Origin of the sequence: Rhodobacter sp. SY28-1 (assembly GCF_005222785.1) — a bacterium.
Lineage (GTDB): Bacteria > Pseudomonadota > Alphaproteobacteria > Rhodobacterales > Rhodobacteraceae > Tabrizicola.
In genome coordinates this window covers 367,459-379,008 of record NZ_STGH01000001.1, presented here as the reverse complement: position 1 = coordinate 379,008, position 11,550 = coordinate 367,459, and the positions used below count along the sequence as shown (strand labels likewise).

Here is an 11,550-nt window from a genome sequence, read left to right as displayed (position 1 = left end):
TCAGGCACCTTTTCTGGCGGCAAGCTGGTGGGCGACGATGGCATTCGCATGGCCATGGCCCATCGCATGGGTGTCTTTCAGGAACGCGACGATCTGCATATGCGGCAGGTCGAGCTTGTCCTTGATCGCGTCGAACCAATGGCTCATCGGCTGACCGTAGGTCTTCTCGATCGAGGGGAAGTAGGACGCAGGGCCCTTCACCTTCTCGGTCATTCGGCGGCCTCCTTCGCGCGGGCGAAATCATCCGGGAAATGCGTGATCGCCGACATCACCGGATAGGGCGTGAACCCCCCCAGCGCGCAGAGCGAGCCAAGTTTCATCGTGTTGCACAGGTCCGTCAGGATCGGCATCGCGCTGGCATCACCACGGGCCAGCCGATCAATCGTCTCCACCCCACGGGTCGATCCGATGCGGCAGGGCGTGCACTTGCCGCAGCTTTCAATCGCGCAGAACTCCATCGCAAAACGGGCCATCTGCAGCATGTCCGTGCTGTCGTCAGCGATGGTCAGACCGGCGTGGCCGATCAACCCGTCCTTCGCGCCAAACTCCTCATACCCGAACGGCGTGTCGAACAGCGACGGAGGGAACCATGCCCCCAGCGGGCCTCCGACCTGCACGGCCTTGACCGGGCGACCTGAGGCGGTACCGCCGCCAATCTCATTCACGATCTCGCCCAGCGTCAGCCCGAACGCCACCTCGTAAAGCCCGCCGCGCTTCACGTTTCCGGCGATCTGCAGCGGGATAGTCCCGCGCGACCGCCCCAGCCCGAAGTCCTTATAGAACGCCGCCCTCTTGGCCATGATGACAGGCACCGAGGCCAGCGAGATCACGTTGTTCACCACCGTGGGCCGCCCCATGAACCCTTGCAGCGCAGGCAGCGGCGGTTTGGCCCGCACAACCCCGCGCTTGCCCTCCAGCGAGTTCAAGAGCGACGTCTCCTCACCGCAGACATAAGCCCCCGCGCCGACGCGGATTTCCATGTCGAATTGCGGACCCAGCACGCCAGCCTCGCGGGCCACGACAACAGCAGCTTCCATCACCCGGATCGCCACCGGATATTCGCTGCGTATATACACATAGCCCCTGGTCGCCCCGCAAGCCAACCCGGCAATCGCCATGCCTTCGATCAGGGTGAAGGGGTCGCCTTCCATCAGCATCCGGTCTGCGAAGGTGGCGCTGTCGCCCTCATCCGCGTTGCAGACGATGTATTTCTGCTCCCCGGCAGCTTCCGAGACGGTCTTCCACTTGATCCCCGTCGGGAACCCCGCACCGCCCCGGCCCCGCAGGCCTGACTCCGTCACCTCGGCCACGATCTCGGCCTTGGTCATGCCCTTTGCGCGCTCCAGCCCCTTGAGGCCGCCATGTGCCCGGTAGTCGTCCAGCGACAGGGGATCGATCACCCCCACCCGAGCAAACGTCAGCCGCGTCTGCCCCTTCATCCAGGGCAGCTCCTCGACCAGCCCAAGCGCCTTCGGATGCGCGGCCAGATCTCCGAACAGCCCCGGCACATCCTCCAGCGTCATCGGGCCAAAGCCAATCCGGCCCGCATCCGTCACCACCTCGACCAGCGGCTCCAGCCAGACCATCCCGCGCGACCCGTTCCGCACGACCTCAACGGCAACCCCTCGCGCCGCACCGTCAGCCACAATCGCCGAAGCCAGCTTGTCAGCCCCCAGCGCAACCGCCGCCGAATCCAGCGGAACGAAAACCTTCATTTCGCCACCTCCGCCAGCACGCCCTCATCGCAGCGGCCCACCAGCCGCCCGTCGACCATCGCCGCCGGTCCGCAGGCGCAGAGGCCCAGGCAGAAGACCGGCTCCAGCGTCACGCGGCCATCCGCCGTCGTCTCGTGCCAATCAATCCCCAGCGCCGTCTTGATCCGATCCGCGACAGCATCCGCGCCCATGGTCTGGCACGCTTCGGCCCGGCACAGCTTCAGCACATGCCGCCCCGCCGGCTTTTCGCGGAAGTCGTGGTAGAAGCTGACCACCCCGTGCACTTCCGCCTTGGACAGCATCAGCGCCTTGGCGATCTGCGGGACTGCGCTGTCCGGCACATACCCGAACGCCTCCTGAATCGCGTGGAGGATCGGCAGAAGCGGCCCCTCCAATCCTTTATGGGCCTCAAGGATCTCGGCGATCCGGTCAGATTGGACGTGGGAATCGAGCATGCGGGCGACCTCTGGCTAGCATACAGAGGTATACGCCGATTGATATGGTTTTCAATGTTGATATACCGTCAATCAATAGGCAAAGCCTATCGAAACAGCCGCACCGCCTCGTCGACCAGGGCCTGCAGGACCGGCGTCTGCGGGTCGCGCCGCGCGGCAATCAGGCCCACGGTATGCTCCGCCTCAGGCTCGACAATCGGGATCGACACCAACCGCCCATCGGCCACGAACATGTCGGCCAGCTTCTTCGGTACCACAGAAGCCCAGCGCCCGGTCAGCACATGGCTTACCAGCGCCATGGTGGAATTCGACTCGATCATCGGAACCGCCGCTACCCCGGCCTCGCCCAGATGCTGGTTCACGATCCGCCGGTTCTGCATGTCCGAGGTCAGAAGGCAAAGCGGTACACCGGACAGTTCTGCCCAGCTGACATGCCGACGGTGCGCCAGATCGGACCCCGGGGCGATCAGGAGCCGATAGAACTCTGTGTACAAGGGCACCTGGCTGACCCGCCCCAGGGGTTCGTTGTCCAGATAGGTGATCCCCGCCTCAAGGTCCAAGGCTTCGATCCCCGTCAGGATCTCGACACTGGTGCGCGACAGGATCGACACCCGCACGTTGGGGTGCTTCTGCGTGAACGGTCCGGTCAGGTCCGCGACCATCGGCAGCGCCGTCGGGATCACCCCGATCCGCAGATTTCCCGACAGACCGGATCGCACCACTCGCATCTCGTCCTTCAGCGCCCGCACATCGCCCACGATGCCCAAGGCCCGGTCCAGCACCCGCTGGCCTTCCGGCGTCAGGCCCTGAAACCGGCTCCCGCGGAACACCAGCTGTACGCCCAGCTGATCCTCCAGCTGCCGGATCGCGGAGGACAGCGAGGGCTGCGTCACCCCGCACACCTCCGCCGCGCGGCCAAAGTGCCGTTCCTTCGCCAGCGCGATGAACATTTCCAGCTTGTCGATCATTCCCGAACCCTGCCCCGCCCCGCCCTTGCCCGCAAGCCCCGCACGGCTTACCTCTGGGCCATGAGACGCTTCCTCCCCTTCCTGCCGAAACCGCCCCTCGTCGCTGTGATCCGCCTTGGCGGCACCATCGGCACCGGCACCCGGTCCCTGAATGATGAGGCGCTGGCCCCGCTGATCGAGAAAGCCTTCAAGCTGAAGCCCGCCGCGGTGGCGCTTCAGGTCAACTCCCCTGGCGGCTCGGCGGTGCAGTCAAGCCTGATTGCCGCCCGCATCCGTCGGCTGGCCGACGAGAAGAAGATCCCCGTCCATGCCTTTGTCGAGGATGTTGCGGCCTCAGGCGGCTACTGGCTCGCCTGCGCCGCCGACGACATCTGGGTGGACCAAAGCAGCATCGTTGGGTCGATCGGGGTGATCTTTGCCAGCTTCGGCTTCCCCGAACTGATGGCCCGCCAGGGCGTCGAACGGCGTGTCGTCACCGCAGGCCGGTCGAAAAGCTTCGCCGACCCCTTCCTGCCGCAAAAGCCCGAGGACGTGGACCGCCTGAAGGCCCTGCAAACCCCGATACATCAGGCCTTCATTGACCATGTGAAACGCTCACGCGGGAGACGGCTGGACGAGGCGGCGGATCTTTTCAACGCAGACATCTGGGTGGGGCAACAGTCCGTTGACCTTGGCCTGACCGACGGCGTCGCGCATCTGGTGCCAAAGCTTAAGTCGCTTTACGGCGACAAGGTGAAACTTGTGCCCCTTGGGCGCAAGCGCAGCCTGTTCCAGCGGCTTGGACTGTCACTGGTGGATGAGACCCTGGGCGCAGTCGAAGATCGCGCGCTCTGGGCAAGGTACGGCCTCTAGATGCTGTTCAAGACCATCATCGTCTTTCTCGGCGCCATGGTGCTGATCGCGCTGGTCGGACGGGCGCTGTTCCCCTCGGCACTGCCAAAAGTTCTGCGGAAACGCGAAGGCCCCCCTCGCTGCGGCAAATGCGGGCGCTACCTGATCGGTCAGAAGACATGCGACTGCGGGGGCAAGGCGAAATGACGGCATTGGTGACGGGCGCGGGCAAGCGGCTGGGCCGGGCGATGGCGCTGTATCTGGCGGGACGGGGGCACGACGTCGCGGTGCACTACGCCTCGTCCGCCGATGAAGCCGAGGCCGTCGCAACCGAAATCCGCGCGATGGGCCGCCGGGCACAAGCGTTCCAGGCCGATCTTCTGGACGAGGCACAGGTCCAGGCCCTGATCCCCGCCGCCACCGCCGCCCTTGGCCCGCTGACGGTTCTGGTCAACAACGCCTCGATCTTCGAATACGACCGGATCGACACCGCAACCCGCGCCAGCTGGGACCGCCATATCGAATCGAACCTCCGCGCGCCCTACGTCCTGACGCAAGCCTTCGCCCGCCAGTGCCCCAAGGCCAGAACCGATGCAGCAGGCGAACCCCTCGCCCAAGGCCTGATCGTCAACATGATCGACCAGCGCATCCTGAAACTGACGCCCGAGTTCAGCACCTACACAATCGCGAAGATGGGCCTCTGGGCCCTGACCCAGACCGCCGCCCAGGGCCTTGCGCCGGACATCCGCGTCAACGCGATCGGCCCCGGCCCGACGCTCAAGGGTGCCCGGCAAACCGAAGACCACTTTGCGAGGCAGCGCTCTGCAACCGTCCTGAAGCGTGGGGCAAACCCTCAGGACATCACTGCGGCGCTGGGTTTCTTCCTCGACAGTCCAGGTGTTACCGGCCAGTTCATCGCCGTTGACGGGGGCCAGCATCTTGGCTGGAAGACACCCGACGTTCTGGGCTTGGAATAAGCCTTCCGACGCAACCCCGCGTCAACTTGTCCACTTCCCCTGGCTCTGTCACACCGCGGTCATAATTCGTTTGAAATTTCAGGGATTTGCACAGATGGAAAAATATTTATCTTGCAAAATCAATGCATTAATAAACTGCTTAAAAAATAGGCATCCTCACGAACCGGGCCAAAAACAAGGGAAATTCCGCTCTCCTGAAATCTTCTCCTCTGACTTATCCCCAGATTCCGTGGACAGCTTTGCTCTTGCTTAGCCCCCCGTTCGGTGGCAGCCCGAACCGAGAATCGACATAGTGTAAACCATGGACGAAAAACCCCGCAGCGGACATGAGGTGATCCAGGATTACCTCCGCACTCTCGACGGCTCGCCCGGCGTCTACCGGATGCTGAACGCGGCATCCGAGGTGCTGTACGTCGGCAAGGCGCGCAACCTGAAGGCCCGCGTCACCAACTACGCCCGCCCCTCGGGCCACTCCGGCCGCATCGCCCGGATGATCCATGAAACCGCCTCGATGATGTTCCTGACCACGCGGACAGAACTTGAGGCGCTGCTCCTCGAACAGAACCTGATCAAGCAGCTGAAGCCGCGCTACAACGTGCTGCTGCGTGACGACAAGAGCTTCCCGAATATCCTGATCTCGGCCGAACACCCCTTCCCGCAGATCAAGAAGCATCGGGGGAAGAAATCCGAAAAGGGCGCCTACTTCGGCCCCTTCGCCAGCGCAGGCGCCGTGAACCGGACCCTGAACCAGCTGCAGAAGGTCTTCCTCCTCCGCAACTGCTCGGACTCGATGTTCGAAAGCCGCACCCGCCCCTGCCTGCAATACCAGATCAAGCGCTGCTCTGCCCCGTGTGTCGGCAAGATCACCCCCGAGGGCTACGCCACCCTCGTCGACGACGCCAAACGCTTCCTGGAAGGCAAGTCTACCTCCGTCCAGGCCGACCTCGCGAAAGCCATGACCGAGGCCTCCGAAGCGATGGAATTCGAACGCGCCGCCGCCCTGCGCGACCGGATCAAGTCCCTCACCCAGGTCCAGCAGACCCAGGGCATCAACCCGCAAGGCGTCTCCGAGGCCGACGTCGTCGCGCTCCACCTCGAACACGGCCAGGCCTGCGTCCAGGTCTTCTTCATCCGCGCCAACCAGTCCTGGGGCAACCGCGACTTCTACCCCAAGACCGGCGCCGGCGCCGAAGCGCCCGAGATCATGGAGGCCTTCCTCACCCAGTTCTACGACGACAAGGACCCGCCCCGCCTGATCCTCCTCTCCCACCCCGTCGACAACCCCGACCTGGTGACCGAAGCCCTGACCGCCCGCGCCAACCGCAAGGTCGAACTCGCCGTCCCCCAGCGCGGCGAAAAGGCCGAACTCGTCGAAAACGCCACGCGCAACGCCCGCGAAAGCCTCGCCCGCCGGATGGCCGAGTCGACCACGCAGAACAAACTCCTCCATGGCCTGGCCGAAGCCTTCGACCTGGACGCCCCCCCGCAGCGGATCGAGGTTTACGACAACTCCCACATCCAGGGCACCAATGCCGTGGGCGGGATGATCGTCGCGGGGGCCGAGGGCTTCCTGAAATCGCAGTACCGCAAGTTCAACATCAAGTCCGAGGCCGGGGCCAACTCCGACGACTTCGGCATGATGAAGGAAGTCCTGACCCGCCGCTTCGAGCGCCTGCTCAAGGAAGACCCGGAACGGAAGACCGACATGTGGCCCGACCTTCTGCTGATCGACGGCGGGGCAGGGCAGGTGTCAGCCGTGGCCGAGATCATGAACGAACTCGGCGTCGAGGACATCCCGATGGTCGGCGTCGCCAAAGGCATCGACCGCGACGCCGGGAAGGAAGAATTCCACCGCCCCGGCGAACGCCCCTTCGCCCTGCAACGGAACGACCCCGTCCTCTACTTCATCCAGCGCCTCCGGGATGAGGCCCACCGCTGGGCCATCGGCGCCCACCGCGCCAAACGGGCGAAGGCGGTCAGCTTGACCCCCCTCGACGACATCCCCGGCATTGGAGCCACCCGCAAACGCGCCCTCCTCCAGCATTTCGGCAGCGCGAAGGCTGTGGCACGGGCGGGGGTAGAGGACCTGCAGGCCGTGGACGGCATTTCCCAAGCCATGGCCAAAACCATCGCGGACTACTTCTCCGCAAAGGGGTGACCCGTAGGTCGGGGTTCACCCCGACTCTTTCCACCCTGTCATCCCCGCGAAGGCGGGGAACCACAGGCCGGACACATGGATCCCCGCCTTCGCGGGGATGACAGGATCGCACTATGGTCGTCGGATGAAGTCACCGTGGCTCACCGTCATTCCAAATGGGGCCGCCGATGAGCGCCCATCGCCTGGAATCAGGTGTGGTTCTGGATATGGTCCCAACCACCCCAACACCCCCTCAACCCTCCCCTCTGTCACCGCTTCCTCCGTGATCTCCAGCTTCACCGCCTTCAACCGAACCCCCTCACCAAACACCGCCGCAAGGTTCTTTGGGTCTACTTGTCGCACCGTCTCGGGTTTCGTGATGTCGTCGAAGGTCACCAGGATCGGGTAGCGGGTAGCGAAATCGAGGCTACTCCTGGAGTTCGGGTCGAGTGTAAGTGGGTCAGTCTGGTCTTGGATCACTGGGATTGCCTCCTCCAACCCGATGTGTCCGTCCGCTTGTTGGTCGCTCACATAGCTGTAGAGCAGACGTTCCTGATCCGGCAGAAGCGCAAAGAGCCAACGGCCGGGGAGAACCTCGACCATCGCCGCCTCTCCTCTCAACCTCAGTGTCGAACTATCAAGATCGCGCAGGATGATCTTGTTTCTTGGAGAAAATGAGACTTTGGTCACCGACGACCCGCTCACCTCGCCCTGAGGCGTCTCGATCACTAGGGTCAGCCGCTGGTTCCAGCTTGTGCCAAAGCATCCACGAAGCGCCAGAAATGCCAGTGCAACCAAGGCGACCCTGACAAGAATCTTCTTCATCGGAAATCACCCAACCTCAACGGCACCGCCTCACCCTAGCACACCAACGCCCGGCGGCCCTCCGAATCCCCATACCATTCATCTGTCCCCAAATATCCATGCCGGAGGCATCCGCCGCCCACCCCAGGCACTCCCCTAACCACCCCCAAACACCAGAAGCCCCAAGCGCCTCCCCTCCCCCAACGTGGGGAGGGGCCGGGGGTGGGGGGCACCCCGCCAGCCCCAATTCGCGACGGATGGTTAACGACCCCCCGTGCATAAGCGCGTATGCATGGACTATAGACGCGATGTAGACGCAAAGTAGCCGCCGAATCTACAGCCAACCCCTTGATCTAACACCGCGAACGCCGGGCCAGCGCCTACTTCACCACGAACCCATGCGCAAACGGATCGCGGTCGTCGATGAAGATCGTGTTGATCCCGGTCTGCCGCGCCCACCCGGCGATGGAGGGCACAATCGCTTCCCTCCCAGCAACCGTGACAGCAGCCTCGACCCGTCCCTTGAAGATCGATCCGATGATGCTCTCATGGTGGAACTCGTCCCCCACGGCCAGCTTCCCCTTCGCCGCCAGCTGCGCCATCCGGGCCGAGGTCCCCGTCCCGCAAGGGCTGCGATCAATCGCTTTTTCCCCATAAAACACAGCGTTACGGGCATGCGCCCCCGGCACCGTCGGCTTGCCCGTCCATAGGATATGGCTCAGCCCCTGGATCGCCGGATGCTCGGGATGTACGAACTCATACTTCGCATTCAGCGCCGCCCGCAGCTTCGGCGACCACCCCACCAGCTCCCCCGCCGTATGGTCCGCCATGTCGCGGAAGGCCTTCTGCGGCTCCACAATCGCGTAGAAATTTCCGCCATAGGCCACGTCCACCACGACCTCGCCCAAACCCTCAACTTCCGCCGTAAGTCCTTCTGCATAAAGGAAACCCGGCACATTGGTCAGCCGCACTTCCTCGACAAACCGCCCGTCCTGTATATACGAAACCTCGACGCGTCCAGCTGGAGCATCCACCGCCAACCTCCCCGGTTCGCGCGGAGCAATCAGCCCATTCTCCAGCCCCATCGTCACCGTCCCGATCAGCCCATGCCCGCACATCGGCAGGCAGCCGGAAGTCTCGATGAACAGCACTCCAACGTCGCAATCGGCCCGGGTCGGCGGGTAGAGGATCGACCCCGACATCATGTCATGCCCGCGCGGTTCGAACATCAAGCCAGTCCGTATCCAGTCGTAATCCTTCAGAAAATGGGCCCGGCGCTCCAGCATCGTCGCGCCCTCCAACCGGGGACCTCCGCCCGACACCAGCCGCACCGGGTTGCCGCAGGTGTGCCCATCGAAGCAAGAGAACGTATATACGGCCATGTCAGAACCTTTGGGGAGAGAAGGGAGTCAGGTTCAGCGGGGGTCTGGCGTCGGTCAACAAATCCGCCACGAGCCGCGCTGTCCCCGCACTTTGGGTCAGGCCAAGATGACCGTGACCGAAGGCATATACAACATGCGGTGAGGCCTTGGACCGCCCGATGGCCGGCAGACTGTCGGGCAACGAAGGCCGAAACCCCATCCACTGCTTGCCACCCTCCGTTTTCAGCGTCGGGAAGAAAGTCTTCGCTTTCCGCAACATCGCTTCGGACCGCTTGTAGTTCGGCGGCAGGGATAGGCCTCCCAGTTCCACTGCACCGCCGACGCGAACTCCGGTCGTCAGGCGCGAAACGACGAAGCCATGCCCCCCGAAAGTGACCTGACAACGCAGGTCCAGCGCGTCTGCCGGAAGCGTTGTGTTGTAGCCGCGCTCGGTTTCCAGCGGGATCCGCTCCCCCAGCGTCGCTGCAATCCGGTGGGAGAAGGCTCCGGCCGCAAGGACCACCTTGTCAGCGGACAACGGCGCGGATTTCGTCTGTATGGACACGCCACTGTCTTGCGGCTTCAGCCCGGTGACTTCGGCCCGCAGGATCGTCCCGCCCTCGGCCTGGAACCGCTCGGCCAGCGCCAGCACATAGTCCTTCGGGTCGGCGATGGACCACCAGCCGGGGGTGAAGGTGCCGCGGGTGAAACGGGGGGAAAGGCCGGGCTGCAACTCGGCCATCTCCTCGGCGGTCATGTGGCGGAACTCGATCCCGTGCTCGGTTCGCGCCTCCCACCCCGGCAGTGCGGCGCGGAACTCGGCCTCGGTCTCGTAGACCTGCAGGTTGCCGTATTTCATCAGCATCCCCAACGTGCCGGTCGCGGCCAGAAATGGCTCTAACTCGGCCCTGGACAGCTCCATCATCGAGGTCTGGGCCGCGGTCGAGGCCGCAACCGCACGCGGCGAACAGGCCCGCCAGAACCGGTACAGCCAGGGGGTGATCTGCAGCGCATAGGCTGGCGGAATGGTCAGCGGGCCAAGGGGGTCCAGCAACCACTTCGGCGCCTTCCGCAGGATGCCGGGAGAGGCCAGCGGCAGGATATCGGTGAAGGCGAAAGCACCGGCGTTTCCGGTCGATGCCCCCGCTGCGGGGCCTTCCCGGTCAATCACGGTGACTGACAGCCCCCGCGCCTGCGCCATCAGGGCAGCAGAGAGGCCGATGACCCCGGCCCCGATGACGGTGACTTCGGTCATGTCAGGCGGCGTACTTCCGGGCCTCGGGTTGCTTGGACCAATCGGCATACCAGGCGTCGAACATGCGCAGCTGCGCCTCGATAAAACCCTTCTGGCTGGCCGACAGCTCATCGCCCTCGTTGAAGTGGTGTGTATACGCCGCCTCGCCGCGCAAGACCATCATGTGCTTGAAGAACAAGACCAAATCCGGGCCCGCGTCGACTTCCGACAGGACCTGCATCGCCTGGTCCAGTTCATAGGCCAGCCGCCGCGCCTCGGCATCGCCCTTCTGTGCCGCCTTGCACAGCGAGACCAGATGCAGCACCTCGCGCGGCAGGACGTTCCCAATCCCGGTGATCGCGCCGTCGGCGTTGCAGTTGACATAGCCGTGGTAGACCGCTGTATCTACACCGATCATCAGCTTGAGGTCTGGCGAGGCCCCGGTGATCGCGTTGGCCGCATAGGACAGGTCGTCATAGCCGCCGAATTCCTTGAACCCGACCAGATTCGGATGCTCCGCCCGGATCTGGAAGAAGAGGTCGGCCTTGGTCGAATAGCCGTAGTAGGGGCTGTTGTAGATCACTGCTGGCAGGCTCGGCGCTGCCGACAGCACCGCCTTGAAATGCAGCCGCTGGGTCGCGACCACCGTGCCGCGCGATAGCAGGCGGGGGATGACCATCAGACCATGTGCCCCCACTTTCTCGGCATGCGCGGCGATGGCGGCAGAGGTCGCTGTATTTACAGCGCCCGTCCCGACAACGACCTTGATCCCGGCCTTCACCAGCCGCTCCACCCCCTCCATCCGCTGTTCGGTGGTCAGAAGCGGCCAATCCCCCATCGACCCGCAATAGACGACTGCAGACATGCCAAGGCCGATCAGTTCCTTCGCCTTGGCAACCAGCGTGTCGAAGTCTGGCGAGCGGTCCGCCTTGCACGGTGTCATCAGCGCCGGGATCGTGCCCGAGAAGATATCCGATTTCATGGTCCGGTCCTTTCAAGGCCAAGCGAGTCTGTGTGGGATGCAGTCAGAATACAGCTTGTATTTAGTTTGTCGACAAAAATCTCGGA

12 protein-coding genes are annotated in these 11,550 nt (G+C 63.9%); 4 read left to right on the top strand and 8 right to left on the bottom strand.

From position 1 onward, the window contains the following. From E8M84_RS01880 to E8M84_RS01865, 4 genes are all read right to left on the bottom strand, one after another. The gene (locus E8M84_RS01880) at positions 1–213 is read right to left on the bottom strand and encodes a DUF4287 domain-containing protein (RefSeq protein ID WP_137109476.1); all 213 of its coding nucleotides are present in this window, start codon (positions 211–213) and stop codon (positions 1–3) included. Next, the gene (locus tag E8M84_RS01875; RefSeq protein WP_137109475.1) at positions 210–1,715 is read right to left on the bottom strand and encodes an NADH-quinone oxidoreductase subunit NuoF; all 1,506 of its coding nucleotides are present in this window, start codon (positions 1,713–1,715) and stop codon (positions 210–212) included. The genes E8M84_RS01880 and E8M84_RS01875 overlap by 4 nt, the downstream gene beginning before the upstream one ends. Next, a complete protein-coding gene (locus E8M84_RS01870) occupies positions 1,712–2,170 on the bottom strand; it encodes a formate dehydrogenase subunit gamma (RefSeq protein WP_137109474.1) in 459 nt (152 codons plus the stop codon). Before E8M84_RS01870 ends, E8M84_RS01875 begins: the two co-directional genes overlap by 4 nt. Positions 2,171–2,256: 86 nt before the next feature. Further along, positions 2,257–3,138, bottom strand: a complete 882-nt coding sequence (locus tag E8M84_RS01865) for a LysR family transcriptional regulator (protein ID WP_137109473.1) — start codon at positions 3,136–3,138, stop codon at positions 2,257–2,259. A gap of 60 nt (positions 3,139–3,198) precedes the next feature. Here E8M84_RS01865 and E8M84_RS01860 point away from each other — a divergent pair, with 60 nt between their 5' ends. The 4 genes from E8M84_RS01860 (at position 3,199) to uvrC (ending at position 7,104) form a co-directional block, all read left to right on the top strand. Next, positions 3,199–3,990 (top strand): S49 family peptidase, encoded by a 792-nt coding sequence (locus tag E8M84_RS01860; RefSeq protein WP_137109472.1) that lies wholly within the window; start codon positions 3,199–3,201, stop codon positions 3,988–3,990. Then, a complete protein-coding gene (locus E8M84_RS01855) occupies positions 3,991–4,176 on the top strand; it encodes a hypothetical protein (protein WP_137109471.1) in 186 nt (61 codons plus the stop codon). It begins immediately after the preceding gene. Next, entirely contained in the window at positions 4,173–4,946 is a 774-nt protein-coding gene (locus tag E8M84_RS01850; protein ID WP_240790263.1) for an SDR family oxidoreductase, read from the top strand. Before E8M84_RS01855 ends, E8M84_RS01850 begins: the two co-directional genes overlap by 4 nt. Positions 4,947–5,247: 301 nt before the next feature. Then, positions 5,248–7,104 carry an excinuclease ABC subunit UvrC gene (gene uvrC / locus E8M84_RS01845; protein ID WP_137109469.1) on the top strand — a complete coding sequence of 619 codons (1,857 nt, stop codon included), beginning with the start codon at positions 5,248–5,250 and terminating at the stop codon, positions 7,102–7,104. Positions 7,105–7,215: 111 nt separating this feature from the next. On the opposite strand, the gene E8M84_RS01840 is transcribed toward uvrC, so the two are convergent. The 4 genes from E8M84_RS01840 to E8M84_RS01825 form a co-directional block, all read right to left on the bottom strand. Beyond that, positions 7,216–7,908 carry a hypothetical protein gene (locus tag E8M84_RS01840; RefSeq protein WP_137109468.1) on the bottom strand — a complete coding sequence of 231 codons (693 nt, stop codon included), beginning with the start codon at positions 7,906–7,908 and terminating at the stop codon, positions 7,216–7,218. Positions 7,909–8,267: 359 nt separating this feature from the next. Further along, positions 8,268–9,269 carry a 4-hydroxyproline epimerase gene (locus E8M84_RS01835; RefSeq protein ID WP_137109467.1) on the bottom strand — a complete coding sequence of 334 codons (1,002 nt, stop codon included), beginning with the start codon at positions 9,267–9,269 and terminating at the stop codon, positions 8,268–8,270. Between the two features lies 1 nt (position 9,270). Then, the gene (locus E8M84_RS01830; protein ID WP_137109466.1) at positions 9,271–10,503 is read right to left on the bottom strand and encodes an FAD-binding oxidoreductase; all 1,233 of its coding nucleotides are present in this window, start codon (positions 10,501–10,503) and stop codon (positions 9,271–9,273) included. A 1-nt stretch (position 10,504) separates the two neighbouring features. Continuing rightward, a complete protein-coding gene (locus E8M84_RS01825) occupies positions 10,505–11,464 on the bottom strand; it encodes a dihydrodipicolinate synthase family protein (protein ID WP_137109465.1) in 960 nt (319 codons plus the stop codon). Positions 11,465–11,550 lie beyond the last annotated feature (86 nt).